The 16607-nt window shown below is 47.7% G+C and carries 15 protein-coding genes; 7 read left to right on the top strand and 8 right to left on the bottom strand.

The annotated features are described in order from the left end of the window. The first annotated feature begins 123 nt into the window (after positions 1 to 123). Positions 124 to 1536 carry an exodeoxyribonuclease I gene (gene sbcB / locus L2713_RS13990; RefSeq protein WP_248968298.1) on the top strand — a complete coding sequence of 471 codons (1413 nt, stop codon included), beginning with the start codon at positions 124 to 126 and terminating at the stop codon, positions 1534 to 1536. A gap of 212 nt (positions 1537 to 1748) precedes the next feature. Continuing rightward, positions 1749 to 2639, top strand: a complete 891-nt coding sequence (cdd, locus tag L2713_RS13985) for a cytidine deaminase (protein ID WP_086902612.1) — start codon at positions 1749 to 1751, stop codon at positions 2637 to 2639. Between the two features lie 98 nt (positions 2640 to 2737). On the opposite strand, the gene L2713_RS13980 is transcribed toward cdd, so the two are convergent. From L2713_RS13980 to L2713_RS13970, 3 genes are all read right to left on the bottom strand, one after another. Continuing rightward, on the bottom strand, positions 2738 to 2944 hold the full coding sequence (locus L2713_RS13980) for a DUF1289 domain-containing protein (protein WP_089067539.1): 207 nt from the start codon (positions 2942 to 2944) through the stop codon (positions 2738 to 2740). Further along, positions 2925 to 3272, bottom strand: a complete 348-nt coding sequence (locus L2713_RS13975; protein WP_248968297.1) for a VOC family protein — start codon at positions 3270 to 3272, stop codon at positions 2925 to 2927. The genes L2713_RS13980 and L2713_RS13975 overlap by 20 nt, the downstream gene beginning before the upstream one ends. A 75-nt stretch (positions 3273 to 3347) precedes the next feature. Continuing rightward, complete coding sequence (locus tag L2713_RS13970) at positions 3348 to 4052, bottom strand: DUF445 domain-containing protein (RefSeq protein ID WP_248968296.1); 705 nt, start codon at positions 4050 to 4052, stop codon at positions 3348 to 3350. Positions 4053 to 4404: 352 nt separating this feature from the next. Here L2713_RS13970 and L2713_RS13965 point away from each other — a divergent pair, with 352 nt between their 5' ends. From L2713_RS13965 to L2713_RS13955, 3 genes are all read left to right on the top strand, one after another. Next, the gene (locus tag L2713_RS13965) at positions 4405 to 4785 is read left to right on the top strand and encodes a VOC family protein (protein WP_086902608.1); all 381 of its coding nucleotides are present in this window, start codon (positions 4405 to 4407) and stop codon (positions 4783 to 4785) included. A gap of 267 nt (positions 4786 to 5052) precedes the next feature. Further along, positions 5053 to 8271, top strand: a complete 3219-nt coding sequence (locus L2713_RS13960; protein ID WP_248968295.1) for a DUF748 domain-containing protein — start codon at positions 5053 to 5055, stop codon at positions 8269 to 8271. A 233-nt stretch (positions 8272 to 8504) separates the two neighbouring features. After that, positions 8505 to 8861: a glutaredoxin family protein gene (locus L2713_RS13955; protein WP_248968294.1), complete on the top strand. Its 357-nt coding sequence runs from the start codon at positions 8505 to 8507 to the stop codon at positions 8859 to 8861. A 59-nt stretch (positions 8862 to 8920) separates the two neighbouring features. On the opposite strand, the gene L2713_RS13950 is transcribed toward L2713_RS13955, so the two are convergent. Further along, positions 8921 to 9610 carry an energy-coupling factor ABC transporter permease gene (locus tag L2713_RS13950; RefSeq protein ID WP_248968293.1) on the bottom strand — a complete coding sequence of 230 codons (690 nt, stop codon included), beginning with the start codon at positions 9608 to 9610 and terminating at the stop codon, positions 8921 to 8923. Positions 9611 to 9773: 163 nt separating this feature from the next. Between L2713_RS13950 and L2713_RS13945 the strand changes: the two genes are divergently transcribed. Further along, the gene (locus tag L2713_RS13945) at positions 9774 to 10238 is read left to right on the top strand and encodes a single stranded DNA-binding domain-containing protein (protein WP_089067534.1); all 465 of its coding nucleotides are present in this window, start codon (positions 9774 to 9776) and stop codon (positions 10236 to 10238) included. A 105-nt stretch (positions 10239 to 10343) separates the two neighbouring features. Here L2713_RS13945 and L2713_RS13940 read toward each other — a convergent pair whose 3' ends face one another. Genes L2713_RS13940 through L2713_RS13925 form a run of 4 tightly spaced genes read right to left on the bottom strand, consistent with a single transcriptional unit; the run spans position 10344 to position 15677 of the window. Then, positions 10344 to 10523 (bottom strand): Trm112 family protein, encoded by a 180-nt coding sequence (locus L2713_RS13940; RefSeq protein ID WP_011623174.1) that lies wholly within the window; start codon positions 10521 to 10523, stop codon positions 10344 to 10346. After that, positions 10513 to 11520: a tetraacyldisaccharide 4'-kinase gene (gene lpxK, locus L2713_RS13935; RefSeq protein ID WP_248968292.1), complete on the bottom strand. Its 1008-nt coding sequence runs from the start codon at positions 11518 to 11520 to the stop codon at positions 10513 to 10515. The genes L2713_RS13940 and lpxK overlap by 11 nt, the downstream gene beginning before the upstream one ends. Further along, complete coding sequence (gene msbA, locus L2713_RS13930; RefSeq protein ID WP_248968291.1) at positions 11521 to 13323, bottom strand: lipid A export permease/ATP-binding protein MsbA; 1803 nt, start codon at positions 13321 to 13323, stop codon at positions 11521 to 11523. Between the two features lie 32 nt (positions 13324 to 13355). Then, positions 13356 to 15677, bottom strand: coding sequence for a DNA internalization-related competence protein ComEC/Rec2 (locus L2713_RS13925; RefSeq protein WP_248968290.1), 2322 nt, complete (start codon positions 15675 to 15677; stop codon positions 13356 to 13358). A 32-nt stretch (positions 15678 to 15709) separates the two neighbouring features. Here L2713_RS13925 and L2713_RS13920 point away from each other — a divergent pair, with 32 nt between their 5' ends. After that, on the top strand, positions 15710 to 16219 hold the full coding sequence (locus L2713_RS13920; protein ID WP_089067530.1) for a DUF2062 domain-containing protein: 510 nt from the start codon (positions 15710 to 15712) through the stop codon (positions 16217 to 16219). The last annotated feature ends 388 nt before the right edge of the window (positions 16220 to 16607 follow it).

Below are 16607 nucleotides of genomic sequence, written 5' to 3'. Positions count from 1 at the left end.
TCACCTCTTAAGCGCTTATCTTTTCAATATAATTTCTCAATCTCGGTTTTTGCTAATGAATATTGCGGTGAGTTTAAGTGTTAAGATGCTATCATTCGACAAAACCGTCATTTGATTGAAATTATGTATACAGCATCTCAGCCAAGTATTTTTTGGCACGATTATGAAACCTTCGGAGCCAATCCCGCTAAGGATAGACCGACCCAATTTGCCGGGATCCGTACAGACTTAGATCTCAATATCATCAGTGAACCCGAGACTTTTTACTGTAAACAATCAACGGATTATCTCCCCTCGCCCGAAGCCATTTTAATCACAGGGATCACACCACAATTAGCCAACTTAAAGGGGTTGCCTGAAACCGAGTTTATGGGGCGCATTCATGCACTCTTTAGCCAACCGAATACCTGTGTCGCAGGCTATAACTCCTTACGCTTTGACGATGAAGTCACCCGTTATGGATTCTACCGTAACTTTATCGATCCCTATGCTCGCGAATGGCAAAATGGCAATACACGTTGGGATATCATCGACTTAGTCAGAGCTTGCTATGCGTTTAGGCCAGACGGGATCCATTGGCCATTAAAAGAAGATGGCTCACCCAGTTTTAAGTTAGAGCACTTGACGCAAGCCAATGGTTTAAGCCATGAAAAAGCCCACGATGCCATGTCCGATGTGTACGCCACCATCGCCATGGCCAAACTAATTAAAGAAAAGCAACCCAAGTTATATCAATACTATTTTGAGCTGCGCCGTAAACAGGCCGTGAGTGCACAAATAGATGTATTGAATATGCAACCGCTTGCCCATGTGAGTTCCAAAATCAGTGCGCTGCAGGGTTGTACGACGCTGATTGCCCCAGTAGCACACCATCCAAGCAACAAAAACGCCATTATTTGCGTTAACTTAGCGATGGATTTAAGCCCGCTGTTTGAGCTGGATGTCGAGCAAATAAAAACTCGCATGTATACACCAAGAGCCGAACTTGCCGCGGATGAGTTACCTATCCCAGTCAAACAAGTTCACCTTAACAAATGTCCTTTTATTACCTCGGCCAAGATTTTGGATGATGCCCAGGCTGAAAGACTCAATATCGATAAAGCCTTTGCCAGAGAGCAATACAAGCGTTTAAAGGCTCACCCTGAATTGCGGGAAAAACTCGCGCAACTCTTTGAGCATGAAGGCGAAGTGACAACCACAGATCCCGATTTGATGCTGTATTCCGGTGGTTTTTTCAGCCCCGCCGATAAAGCCAAGATGGAGATCATTCGCCATACCTTGCCACAAAATCTAGCGGCGCTGGATCTGCAGTTTGACGATGGACGTATCCCCGAGATGCTGTTTCGCTATCGGGCACGTAACTACCCAGAGCTGCTAAATGATCAAGAAGCCCAGCGTTGGCGCACCTTCTGCCAGCAACGTTTGAGCGATCAGGATTATTTACTGAAGCTTGAAAATCTGCTGCAAGATACCGAAGGTGACGAACATAAACAGAAGTTACTCGCGGCCCTGTGTCACTATTTACGCGGGCTCTAAAGCGACGCGAACGCTACAACACCGATAGTGAATTGCTAAGCAGAGAGTTCTATCAAATAAGACAGTTATTTAACGCCAGACAGTGATAACTACTTTCAGATGTAACCTATCTGGCGTTAAATTGAGGTGTAAACGCGAACTAACTCGCATTTATACCGTAACAAAATTACTAGAATGTTCTTCCATGAACTTAACAAACAAGGAGTCGGGAAATGCAAGATAGATTTATCAGAAGCATAACCCAGCTGCCAACACCATTGGCTGACGCATTAATTCCCCTATTACATCAAAACTTTGCGGGACATATTGATGCACAGCAACTGGCAGAGTTAGTCCAAAGCAGCAAAATGACCGAAGCCGAAGTGTTACTGGCACTGCTGCCTATTGCCGCCGCCTTAGCAAAACCGCCGATCAGCGAGTTTTATGTGGGAGCGATTGCCAAAGGCAAAAGTGGCGACATCTATATGGGCGCCAACCTAGAACTGCCCGGCGAGGCCCTGTTTCACTCAGTGCATGCGGAGCAAAGCGCCATCAGCCACGCATGGTTAAGTGGTGAGAGCCAAATTGTCGACATGATAGTCAATGCCAGCCCCTGTGGTCATTGCCGTCAGTTTATGAACGAACTCGTCGAGGGTGGCCAAATTAAGATCCATCTGCCATCGCAAGACAGCCATTTACTGTCCTATTACTTACCCTACGCATTTGGGCCAAAGGACTTAAATGTACAGTCGCCCTTGCTGGTCAAGCATGAAACCGAATTTGCCCTCGATAGCAGCGATCCTATGGTGATTGAGGCGTTAGATCATGCGGGGTTAAGCTATGCACCTTATACCCAAAGTTACGCGGCCGTCGTATTAGAAACGGCAGATGGTGCAACCTATTGTGGTCGCTACGCTGAAAACGCGGCGTTTAACCCTTCTATGCTGCCAATGCAGATGGCCTTATCGAATCTGACTCGACATAACCGTGATTTTGGCGAGATCCGCCGTGCGGTGTTGGTCGAATCATCACAGGGGAAAATCAGTTTAGTGGGCGCAACCATGGATGCTTTACATGCCGTTGCGGCCATCGAACTTGAGCACATTGTGGTCGACCCTGTCTAACGCGAGTCTAGCGGCGCTTTAGCTTTATACACGTGTATTTGCTGGGCGCCGTTTTTCTAGCTGTTACAATAAGATACCCTTAATTTACCGCCTACAACTTAAGGATTTGCGCTTCGTTTGGCCTCGAACAACGCCTTTCGCTCAGCCATTCTCAAGTAACAATCATCGCGCTGCGCCTGTGTCATGGTGCGCCACGCTAAGATCTCATCCAAATGCCTAAAGCAGCCCATGCAGATATCCTGCTGATCGAGGCAGCAATTTCGTACGCAGGGATGTTCGAGGTGATTACTCTGACCAGACCGCATATTCGTTGCCCGCAGGCTCGATAAAGTGGAAACGCCGTCCACCGGGAAAGCTGAAAATCGCCGTACTGATTACACCGCCCGCCGCCTTCACCGCCGCTTGAGTCTGTTCTAAGTCCTTGCTGTACAACACGATGAGCGGGCAACCTTTTTCGAGGTTAAAATTCACCTCTGCTTGATAAAACCCTCCCGTGATCCCCGCATCAATAAAACAGCTGTACTGCGGGCCGTAATCTTCAAAGCGCCAACCAAATACCGTATTAAAAAAGGCCTTGGAGCCGCCAATATCTGTGGTGGGGATTTCTAAATAATTAATACTGTGATGGTCCATAACGTTCCCTGCTCATGATTAATCAAACTAAAAAAGGGAGCCAATGCTCCCTTTAGTATGCTGGCTATTGCCAGATTAACCTTGTACTAAGGCGGCGACAAGTCCGATGGCGCCACCAAATACCCCGCCCCACACGACCAACCAACCTAAATGTGTCTGGATCATCTCCTGCACGATTTGTTTAACCATTTGCGGCGTTAATTCATTCAGGCGTTGTTCAACGATATTGGCGATCTTCGTTTGCAGATCGGCCATCACACTCGGCTGTTCAATCTCTTGTTTCAATAAGTTGCGGAACTGTTCACTCTCGGACATTTCCACCAAAGAGGCTTTCATTTTCTCGATAAAGGGTTCCTTTAACGGCATTAACGCCTCTGTGCCGCCAAACATGGATAACATGCCACCGAAGGAAGATTGTGCCACAGTGTTAACTAAGGCATCGAAAGAAGGTGCTAAGTCGACTTTATCAATCACTGGCGCCAAATCGATTTGGCTAATACCCTCTTTTTCCGACAGAAAACGGTCAATATTCTCTGTGGTGAAGAACTGCTTCATCATAAGATGTGCAATCCCCGCTTTGAACTCTTCAAAACGCGATGGCACCACGCCAGAACCATATAAACCTGGGACCTTCTCAAACAGCATATACACCGCAAGCCAGTTAGTTATGGCGCCAGATAGGGCAAACAAACCCACATTAAACAGAATGGGTAAGCTCAATGTGTATCCCAAAATCACACAAATGGCCGCTAACACATTTGTCACTAAACTCTTATTCAATCTTACTCCCCTCTTAAGCTATCGATGCGATTGCAAATGGCGCTAGTTTAGCAAGCGAAGGGGATGCAGGTCTAATGCTGAAAAGAGTTGCGAAGCGTAGCCAAAGGCCAATAAAACATCGCGAAAAACCAGCTAACTCAAGCGGTACCGAACCGGCGTTACTTAGATAATGATGAGCGAAGCGAATGAGGTTATTTCATTAATTAACATTAACTTAGTTTAATGATTATTAGACAAAAATAATTGCACATTTCTCAAGGCGCTTAGGAATTATTGAAAAGCATCGTCTACACTCAAGGTGGCTATTACTTCACCCGTTTGCTCAATTACTCAAAACATAAGGGATGCGCTTATGGACTCTGCATTTAATACCGCTGGTGCCTTAGGTTGGCATGAACTCAGTACCCACGATTCCGAAGAAGCCATGCGCTTTTATGGCGAAGTGTTTGGTTGGCAGTTTAGAACGGTCAAAATGCCCCATGGTCAGTATCATCTCATTGAAAACCAAGGTGTAGGCATCGGTGGGATCACAGATAATCTTATCCCCGCATTGCCTTGCCATTGGACCGGTTATGTCACAGTCGCCGATGTCGATATAGTGGCAATTAATGCCAAAAAGCTTGGTGGTGACATTCTCTTTGGCCCAGAGGATATTCCCAAAGTAGGTCGTTTTTGTTGGATAAAAGATCCACAGGGTGCCATTATCGCGGCGATAAGTTATCTCTCGGTATAACAGAGTATTGGGTTCGAACGTCTTCTGATTATTGATATGGGGCGAAACTTGTCAGCCAAAGTTGAGCGGCACAAAAATGTTGCCCCTGTGAATCTCGGGTTATCACTTAATATCGCTTATCACATAAATGGGTTATCGCAAGGTAATGCTCAGATTTTATTGGGAAAAATCAAAACAAACCATGCACACTTAAGCATTATTCGCTAGAATAGCCGCATTAATTGATAGATTTCGCGCCAGCGTGCGTATTGGAGCCTTAATCTCACTATGTTGACTCAGCTATCACGGTTAAAACTCGCGTTCTTTAGCCGCCCACGATACCAACGAATTCTCGCCTATTTAGCGATAACCTACTTAAGTTACCTGATTATCCTTGGACTGGTACTTCCCAAGGCCGTAGTGTCTTTCGCCCCAGAGAAGCTTACCGAAGTCTTGGGCCGTCCTGTGACATTACAGGATCTGCGAATTAATCCTTTTACCTATAGAGTCAATATCGAACAGTTCGAAGTTAAAGAGAAAGACAATCAAGCCTTTGCGGGATTATCTCAACTTCAATTTGAAGTGAACTTCTGGCAATCCGTGTTTAATCAAGCCTTGGTGATTGACCATATCCAGCTGCAAGGTCCCTTCGCCAATGTCAGCCGTTTTCAATCTCAAGGGACAACTCAGTTCAATTTTGACGACATCCTGACTCGGCTTAATCAGGCGAAAACCCCGAATGAGCCAGAAACCACCACTGAAAATACCCGCCCACTGCGAGTAATATTAGGTGAATTCAGCTTAACGGCGGGTAAGGTCAAATTTGAGGATAACATCACCCATGCTTTGGTTGATTATCCCAATATCAATTTCAAACTCAGTCAGTTAGATACTGAGTATTTGATGACGGCCAAACCCACTAGTCCTGCAAATAGTCAACCGACTCAATCTCAGAATAAGCCTGCAACGGCTGCGCCTACGGCTCAGGCCAACACGGCATCAAATCCTCCGAGCATCCTGCACAACCAATTTGTCGCCCAGCTACAGGATGCCCATGCGGGTGAAGTCAGCCTTGCCGGACAATTCCAGCTTTTCCCCTTTAAACTTGTCGGGGATGTACAGCTCGCAAAACTGCAACTCGCCCCCTTCTGGCCATTTGTTGCTGAGCGATTCAAGGTAAAACTGGCAGCGGGTGAACTCAGTATCAACAGTCATTACCAAGTTGAGTTGCCAGCGGATGGAAACGTACAACTCACGGCCGATCGCGGCCAAGTGATTGTAGAGAAAGTTGATTTACTCAACGGTGACCAGTCCGTTATCGCCTTACCCTTGCTGGCGATTGATGGAATTAACCTCAACCTTGCCAAGCAGCTCGTCGACATTAAGCAAATCCACAGTGAAGGTTTAAGCCTTAAAGCCAAGCTGGACGAACAAGGCATCGATTTAGCGCAGCTGTTAATGCCAAAATCTATGGCTGCCAGCCCAGATACCGCAACGCCGAACTCGCCTGCTGAATCGCAAACAGCAGAAGCGCCAGCAGAAACGAACACGTCAGCCGCATCGCCTTCCCAAACGATCTCGGAAAAGAGCGCCACTGAACAGCAAGATGCTTGGTTAGTGACTCTGGGCGGGCTGAGTATCGAAAACTACGATATTCACCTTGAGGAACATAAACTCACCCAAACCCCACAGCAATGGCGTGTTTATCCCCTTAATTTTGCAACACAAGCCATTGTGAGTGATTTAAAGGCACCCATCGACTACGAACTTTCCTTTGGTCTGAATGACAAAGGGCGCTTCCTCTCCCAAGGGCAGGTCGATGTGCCAGGCGAAGCCATTAGTGCAAACCTGAAAGTCGAGCAGCTCGCCTTAGCCCAATTCCAACCCTACCTTGCGCCCTATGTGAATATGCAGCTCAGCAGCGGCCTATTCAGCAGTGAGGGTAAGCTAAACGCCGATGGCAAAGGTAAGGCGATTTATCAAGGCAGTGTTGAGCTGGATGAGCTGAGTATCCTCGACAACATTCGCAAAGCGCCCTTGGTTAAATGGCAAAAAATGCATATTAATCAGCTCGATTTTGACCAACAGCTGAATAAAATTAATATCGATCATTTAAGCTTTGATCAGCCCTACGCTAAAGTGGTTATCGCTAAGGATCGCACGACCAATATCAGTAATCTGATAGTTGAAACGCCTGCGACCGACGCAGCTAAGACTACTGCGTCAACGGCAAAGACAGTGGCTAAGCCGCAGAGCAGCCCCGATGCAACGGCGAAGCAGCCCGAGTTAAGCTTAGATATTCAGAAAATCAGCTTTAACCAAGGCTCGGCGTTTTTCGCCGATAACTCCCTCACGCCTAACTTTGCCTCAGGCATTGAGCAGCTTGAAGGCAATATCAGTCACTTATCCTCTAAACCCGGCACTAAGGCATCGGTCGATATTAAGGGTAAAATTGACCGTTATGCGCCAGTGACCCTAAAAGGGGATATTAACCCACTGCTGGATAAGCCTTATCTTGACTTAGACCTAGTGTTTAAGAGTGTCGAGCTAACCTCAGTGAATCCTTATTCAGGCACCTATGCAGGCTATTACATCGATAAAGGGCAATTATCCTTAGCACTTAACTACAAACTGGAGCAAAACCAACTCAAGGGCAGCAACCACCTAGTGATTGATCAGCTCAAACTGGGTAAACGCAGCAACAGTGACTTAGCCACCAGTTTACCGGTGACATTAGCGATTGCCCTGTTGCAGGACCGCCACGGCGTGATTGACCTTGGTATGGAAGTCTCCGGCGACTTAGACTCACCCAGCTTTAGTGTCGGCGGTATTATCATGACGGCCATCACCAATGTGATCACTAAGGCCGTAACTGCGCCCTTCTCTTTCCTTGCGGGTCTGGTGGGCTCCGATGAAACCTTGGATAAAATCCCCTTCAATCCAGGGCAATTTGTACTCAGTCCACATGAGCAGGAAAGCTTAGATAAACTCGCTAAAGGCTTAGACGATCGCCCAATGCTCAAGTTGAGCCTCGAGGGTAGCGTGGATGCCGTCAAGGATAGCCAAGCGATTGCCGAGCGTATGATGAAGCGTAAGCTGGCCACACTAGCCAATCTGCCACTGACAGAATTACCCGCGGATCTCAGTCCGAGCCAATTCCCAACCGAAGGTCCACTGGCCGATGCTCTGGTCAAACTGTACGAGCAGGAAGTCAAAACCAATCCGGATGATGTGAAAGACACTATTATTGCCGAGACCAAAGATGCACCACTCAGCAAAGAGGAACTCACCACCCGTTGGCACATCGCCCTGTATAACCTCACAGAAAAAGCGCAAAACGTCAGCCAAGGTATGCTTGGTGATTTAGCCCAAGAGAGGGCGAAGTCGGTGAAGGCCTATCTTGTCGACAGTAAAGGGATCGCGCCAGAGCGGATTTTCCTACTCGAGAGCCGCGTGACCTTGAACCAAGATGCGGCGCAGGTGAATATGAGCATCGACGCGAACTAATACTCACCAATATCAAAACATGAATAATAAAACGCCCAGTGCCCACTGGGCGTTTTTATACCGCAAGTCGACAAACAGCCTCACTCTCAATTGCTTGGCCTCACGCATCCCTTAGGTTACACTCTGCGGCTTTGTGCGAGCGGAATCACATTTCGCCAAGTCTTTTCGACAACGAAATGTCCTTTTGCACCACCCATACTGCGGCGCGCTAACACACTTTATTCGAGGTAATTATGTTTATTATTCGCTGGATTTTAGGTCGGATCATTTTGTTACTGAACTTTGTGTTCACTCCAAAGAAGCGCAAGCGCCCACAGGCAGAACAACAACGGATTGACGCCCAGACCCAAGCACTGGCCTTATATCAGTACAATGCCTGCCCTTTCTGCGTAAAAGTGCGCCGCGCCATGCGTCGTCAAGGACTGAATATTCAAACGGTTGATGCAAAACAATCCCCGCACAAAGATGAGCTCATCGCAAAGGGTGGTAAACAACAGGTTCCTTGTTTACGCATCGAAGAAAATGGTCAAGTGCAATGGCTGTATGAATCGAAAGAAATTATTAATTACTTAGATCAACGCTTTGCCTAAGTGAAATGCGCGCCTTATGGCGCGCTTTTTATTTTCCTCTTGCTTTACAGGCACCACGTTTATTTACGCCAAAGATATTCGCGATCGGAATAGTCAAACAACCACTGGGGTTGGTATACCACCAAAAGCGTCACCGCCATGCCATTGAGCAGCGCTTCGGGGAACGCTAATAGCGGGATTAACATCAGATAGTTATCAATCAACACGCCCCAGTCATAATCCATTGACCACCACAGCCAGAATGCCCAACTGAATTGATGAAAAACCGTCGACAAGCCAGCATTAATAAAAGCGCCGACAAAAATAAAAACAAAAATATGCTTAGGAAACAAATGATAACTACGGCTGTAGAGAATAAAGGCGCAGAACAGCGGAATCGCAATCGCAAACAGGCTAAAGGCACCAAACTCGGCAGGCTGCTTTAACACAAAGACACTGAAAAAAGCGCTCGGTAGCAGCAAGGCAACCGTGGCTAAACGCCAACCAAACATCAGTAGGCAAGTGACTATGCCTAAAAAGTGTAAATGCAATCCCACTTGAATACTGGCATTGAGCAACCATAGGGTATTCACCGCAATCAAGGTCAGTAACAGTCGCCATTGTAGGCCTTTGTCCTTCAGTACCTGTTGTAACTCTTCCTTGGGCCAGATGGCATAAATCCACAGTCCCAGCAGCAACAAACTCAGGCACTGCAATGGGCTGATATCCCATTCGATTTGTGCAAAACGATTCGCCCAAAAGTCCAACATGAGTAAGGCTCCCTCGGTACAGCGCCATTCGGCGTGCTAAAGCGGTAAAGATAAGCGATATACGAGAGTGAGTATATCGCGAATAAAACCCATAATTGCATGATATTTCGCGGCATATTAAGGTATTCTTCGATAAGTGAATCACCTGAGAGTAATCCCTCATATGCCATTAAGATCGTTAAGTCTGACACTGCTGAGCTGCTTTACCCTACTCGCCTGTAGCAGCGCCCCGATAGATCCCGCTGAATTTGCGGGTAAGTTTAAAGATAAGCTCACCACAGATATCCGCGCCGATGGCCTGAAACTCTTTACCTATCAAGCCGGTTTAGCCGAAGACAAATCGAAAAAGGATAATGCTGAGCGCCCCTTCCCCCACGAAGAACGCATGCGCCAAGTCGCCCAAGATCCTAGAGAGCAACGTCGTAGCCGCAAAGAGCAGGCCGACTCACTCGAGATTTGGGGCAAACAAGTCGAGCTGGGATTAGATAAAACCTTAGAAATGACAGGATATTGCCGCGAGGGTTATTTCGAGTTGAGTCGAAATATTGAATCGGGACGTGGCGAAATTCGCGGAGAATGTAAAGAAGGCGCCACCGAGGAAGACAAACAAAAATTCGTGCGTTTTTAAAACATTAAGAGGGCGAGATTATCGCCCTCTTAAGCTTGCCATTTATAGACTGAATGCATCTTAAGCCCCAAATGGCCTACCGATGATTCACAATGGCCCAGCAGATTAAACCGCTTCGTTTAAAGGAACGGCACGGTTTTCGAGTAACACAGGGATCCCATCCGTGATTGGATAGGCTAATTTGTCTGCCTTACAAATCAACTGCTGCGTTGTTTTATCGTATTCCAATTTTCCCTTACACACTGGGCAAGCGACTATGTCTAACAGTTTTTTATCAAACGCCATAGGATTTTCCTTGTTTAGCTGCAGCCACAGAGCGCACACGGCTCAGCAGCTGTTGATCAAATTGTGGCGATAGCTTGGCATCCACAGCCAAATACCACCAGTTTTCTTGTGCAAAATCGCGACATTTAACCGCATCTTTTTCTGTCATCATCAGCGGGCGAGATGCCGCAAGCTCGCATAACACGTGTTTATCGTAGGCTTGGTGATCATCAAAACCATGGGATAACGCGAGTTGAATACCTTGCTGCGTTAACGTCTCAAAAAAACGCGCCGGATGACCAATGCCCGCCATCGCCACCACGGGTTGCGTCGGGTCAAACACGGCCTCAGCCTTGGGATTTACCGGCAGCACAGCGCTAGGACTGAGCTGCATCTCATATTGATTCGCCTGCGCGGGCCCACCGTTGACCACCACAAAATCCACTTGATTTAGTCGCCAAGCACCTTCCCGTAGCGGCCCTGCGGGAAGCAAATGACGATTCCCTAAACCGCGTTTTCCATCAATCACCACCAGCTCAATGTCACGGCCGAGGGCGTAATGCTGCAAGCCATCGTCACAGATAATCACATCCACGGCAAACTGTGCCAGCAACGCCTTGGCGGTATCGACACGTTTTGCACCCACCACCATAGGCACGCCGGTGCGTGCCACTATCATGGCGGGCTCATCGCCCACAGCCGCCGCGCTGTCCGCCGCAGTAACAACTTTGACTCCTTGGATATCCGCGCCATAACCCCGGCTGATAACGCCAGGGTTAAACCCCTGTTGCCGTAGCAATTCAATCAAATAGATAACTGTAGGGGTTTTACCGCTGCCACCAACGGTAATGTTCCCCACCACAATAACGGGCACGGGGAATGGGGTTTGGGATTTGAGTCCCAAGCGAAACAGGCTGCGTCGAATGGCAGTTATCAAGGCAAATAGCACTGAAAACGGCAGTAAGAGCCACCGCAATGGGTGATCCTCGTACCAAATTTTATTCACCAGCGCCTGCATTTAGCTACCAAACTGCATTTGGTATAACTTGGCATACATGCCGCCAAGTTCCAGCAGGGATTTGTGGGTACCGCGCTCGACGATACGGCCTTGATCGACCACTAAAATTTGATCGGCACTTTCAATGGTCGATAAACGGTGGGCAATCACAACCGAGGTACGGTTTTGACGTAGATTATCGAGTCCCTGTTGAATCGCCTTTTCAGATTCGGTATCGAGTGCCGAGGTGGCTTCATCGAGGATCAGCACTGGCGCATCACGCAACATAGCGCGGGCAATCGCGATACGTTGTCTCTGGCCGCCCGATAATAACACGCCGTTTTCACCCACTTGGGTGTCTAAACCTTCGGGCAATTGCTCGATAAATTCCATCGCATGGGCCAAGGTCGCCGCCTGAATAATCTGCTCGCGGGTCGCTTCACCGGGATAGGCATAGGCGATGTTATTGGCAATGGTATCGTTAAATAGTGTCACTTGCTGCGACACTAGTGCCACTTGATTACGCAATGATTTCAATGAGTAATCATAGATGCTCACATCATCGAGCAGAATGTCACCAGATTCCAAGCCAGTATAAAAACGCGTTACCAGACTGGCGATAGTGGATTTACCCGAGCCAGAACGTCCGACTAAGGCCAAGGTTTGCCCTTGGGTGACCTCGAAGTCGATTTTATCTAAGGCGCGGCGCTCCTGCCCATCGTAGCTGAAAGAAACATGGTCAAATCGTAAGTTGCCCTTAGCACGCTTGACGGTATAAGTCCCGGTATCGGATTCAGGCAAAGTGTCTAACAATTCAAAGACCGTGGTACAGGCCGCGATACCGCGCTGAAATTCGGCATTTACTCGGGTGAGGTTTTTGATCGGTTGTAGCATTGCCATCATAGCGCCGAGGATGGTCGCGAAGGTACCTGCGGTCAAATCGGCTTTCATGCTGTCAAGGCTCGCAGCATACAGCACAAAGGCCAAGGCAAAGGAGCCAATTACCATGATAAGCGGCTGGCTAATCGCCTGCGCCACGGCGAGTTTCATGTTTTGATGACGGTTTCTGTCATTAATTTTGGCGAAACGCGCCGTTTCGGTTTCTTGTCCACCGAAGGCCAAGACGTTTTTATGGCCTTTGATCATCTGCTCGGTCGCGGCACTGACATCGCCCATCGCCGTTTGGATTTGTTTCGATACCTTACGGAAGCGGCGACTGACAATAGTGATCACTAGCCCCATAATCGGGCCAATCACTAAAATGCACAGGGAAAGCTTCCAAGAGTTATAAAACATCAGCGCAAGCATACCGATAACCGTCACCCCATCACGCACGATGGAAATCAAGGCACTTCCCGATGCTCGGGCAATTTGCTCGGTATCGAAGGTCACTTTTGAAATCAAGTTCCCGGTGTTTTCTTTGTCCATGTAGCTCACGGGCAAGCTCAGATAGTGCTCAAACACCTGCTGACGCATATCCATGATCAAACGCGCACTCATGTAAGAAATGCCGTAGGTGGAGACAAAGTTCGCAAAACCGCGCAGGGAGAACATCAAAATAACCACTATCGGTGCCATTAATAACACTTGGTTATCGGCATGAAAGCCTTGGCTAGTGGGGAGTGCGATACCGTTACTGATCGCCGGAGCACTGGAAAAGCCTTTATCGATAAAAGGACCGATAAAAGAAATAAAGGCCGCGTCGACAAGCCCATATACAATCAGGCCGGCAACTGAAAGCAAAAACATGCCCTTCATCGGTTTGAGGTAGCTCAGTAGTCGCTTGAAAACTGTCCACATTTCGTCTTTAGGAGATGCTGTCATTGAAAACACTAAATTATGGCAAAGTGGCCATTCTACTCTGGATTAATCAAGTCACCAAATCTAAACAAGCGGTTATACCAAAATGGCGCAAAATCACGCCGATAGGTCTTCACCTCCAATCGTTCAGCACCAAAAGAAACGCTGATCTGCCCTTCTCGCCCCGTCGTTAAATAAGCAATCCCCCGCGCCTGATAACGCGCAACCACATCGGGCTTTGGGAAACCATAACGATTATTGAGACCTGCCGGAAACAACACTAACTCAGGGGCGACCGCATCGATAAAGGCGGGGGTTGATGAGGTGCGGCTGCCATGGTGCGGTGCAATAAGCACTTGGCTTTTAAGCTCGGCGCCTTTGAGTGCTTGCTCAATCAATACCGCTTCGGTTTCCTTCTCAATATCACCACTGAGTAACACACTGTGCGCGCTATCCTCAATGCGCAGCACGCAAGAGGCGTTATTCCCACCCAGCGCTGTCTGCGTGGAAATAAAGTTAAACGTTAATTGCTGCCACTGAATTTGCTGCGGCAAACAGGGCATGCCAGCTAAATGAGCCATATCGGTTATCCAGTTTGCCCTTGGATAGGCTCTGGCCAACACCTCGGCACCGCCGGCATGATCGTTATCGCCATGACTCACAACAATATAATCCACCTGAGCTAAACCTTTGCTGTTAAGAAACGGAATAATCACCCGTTCGCTATAGCTAAAATCCTCACCAAAGGCGGCGCCCGTATCATAAATAAGTGCCCGTTTATCCTGTTCAATCACCACGGCTAAGCCCTGTCCGACATCGAGAAGATGCAGCGTCCACTGAGGTGAAGATGACTCAGTCACCCGTGGAAAAATCACTAATATGAACGGAATAAACAGCAAGACTAGGGGTAAATGCCATAGCCCATATCGACTATGATGCGGAAGGTAACGCCACAGTATCAAGGCCAGCAGTACACACAAACTGGCCCCGAGCAAGGTCTCAGAAACCGGATGCCAATGGGCGGGTAAATCACCGCTGAGTTCGAGCAACCAGCCATAGGGTAACAGTGTTAAATCAGCCAGATGGAACACCCCAAACCATGCTTGACCAAAAAGTGTACCCAACCACCAGAGGATAAACGCCAGCATAGACAAGGGGATAACGATTAAGCTAAACCACGGCACCACCAGCATATTCATCCACAGACTGTGTACACTAAGGCCGCCGAAAAACACCGCCTGCACCAGCCCTAATACCAGACTTAAACGCCATTGAATCGACCAAAACTGCGCTAGTCTCCCTCTCGCTTTAGTGATAAAGCTCGCGTTACCTTCAACGGGCTGAATACGCGGCACGCTTTCCAAGGTATACAAAATAATCGCCAAGGCGCAAAACGATAGCCAAAAACCGGCACTCAAACAGGCAAGCGGATCGAGCAAAAGCACAATAAAAAGTGCAAACAGTAAACGATCCCACGCACTTGAGTAGCGTCTTAATAAACTCAGAAGCATGATCAATAGGATCATCACTAACGCACGTTGGGTCGAAACGGCAAATCCCGCTAAATAGCTATAAAATAAGGCACAGCCTCCAGCGAGCAATAGTGCAATCACTAGATTGCGCCGACTGGGATGCGCCGCGAAGCGGCTCAATAGAAACAGCGTACACACATACACCCAGGCGGTGACCACAGATAAATGCAGCCCAGATATCGCCACTAAATGCCCGGTTCCCGTTTGCCTTAATGCCTGCCACTTACTGGCGGGTATGAGTTGCTTATCGCCCAAAATCAGCGCCAGCAAAATATCCCCCTGCGCGAATGTCGACAACTTAGGGGATAATTGGCTAATCAGGTGATTCCTTAATGAAAAATGAGTCGTGAGCAGTTGGGCATGAATGACTCGTCCCTTGCCAACAATATGCTGACTAATCAATTGCTTTTGTTCGTTGTAACCGCCTTGATTTAACACGCTTGAGATACTTTTAGGCATCAGCGTAAATGACCAAACTTGCCCCACTTGCACCGCTTCGGGAGATTGCCAAGTGAGTCGCAACTTAGCCCTTGGCCAAAAGATTAAATTTGGTTTATCGACAATAATATCGAAGCTAACCCAGTCGCTGTTTTGACTAACTAGTGATATGATTTCGGCCCTCACTTGAATTGGCTGTTGCGATAAAGGAAGATCCTGCCGAGATAAGACTAAGCAAAACCCCGTGAGCCAACACATCGCGAAAAGCACGCCAGACAAACTAGGCGCTTTTTTGAATAAGATGAGTGCCCCAAGGCAAAGGTAGGGTAAGCAATTGATTGGCAGCAGCGAGGGCCACAACATCGCTGATAATAAGGTGGCACTAAAGCCAAAAATGAATCCATTCATAGTGAATTAAGTTAAGACAGCAATTTCAGCCTATGCCAAAAAAATTAATCAAAAAATATATGCCTAAGCCTGAAACCCTGCGTGAGCACAAACACCTACGCATTTTCGGTCGCTTATTACATAACCCCAATCTGTGGGCGCTTAATCGCCGCTCAGCCCCGGGGGCCTTTGCCATAGGTTTGTTTGTCGCTTGGATCCCAATGCCGTTTCAAATGGTCGTCGCAGCCGCTTTCGCTATCCTGTTTAATGTCAATATTCCTGTCTCTGTTGCATTAGTGTGGATCACCAATCCGCTCACCATGCCCGTGATGTTTTATGGCGCTTATTTATTGGGCGCAAAAATTCTGGGCCATGCGCCGCAGGAGTTTGCCTTTGAAGCCAGCTGGCAATGGATTGAATCCTCACTAGCCACCATTGGCCCCGCATTTTTGCTTGGTTGCTTAGTGTTAGGGGTAATATTTTCCGCCGTGGGATACCTGACGATCAGTAATCTGTGGAAATATTCCATCATGTTTAAATGGCAAAAGCGTAAGACAAAATAATTTGTCGAATTTTTGCCGCACTATCCCATAGCTCACCCGGATTGTATCTAAGCGCATCCAATAGCATCTAAGCACTTTGACTAGCGCTTAGATGCCTTGTTATTAATTCAGCTTAGATACATTAGCTTAATCTGTAGTATCGAGTTTCTCCGACTCATCCCCAAGATATAGAACCAGTTAACTCCTCGTGCTTTCTCCTCCCAAATCTTGTAACACTTGCCGCTTGCTAAACTTGAATCGTAAAGCAGCCTGCTATCTCGTCTCGCATCTAAGAGCCAATCTGTTGCATCTAACAGCAAAATAAACAGCTTTCACCGCAGTAAACTGACTGTTACTCAAAAGGAGATATATACATTCATTTTATTTGCAGCTTAAAATATTCCCATGT

This window comes from Shewanella seohaensis, from assembly GCF_023283775.1.
Taxonomy (GTDB): Bacteria; Pseudomonadota; Gammaproteobacteria; order Enterobacterales; family Shewanellaceae; genus Shewanella; species Shewanella seohaensis.
The sequence above is the reverse complement of the archived record's forward strand: the minus strand, read 5'-3'. Positions and strand labels throughout refer to the sequence as shown.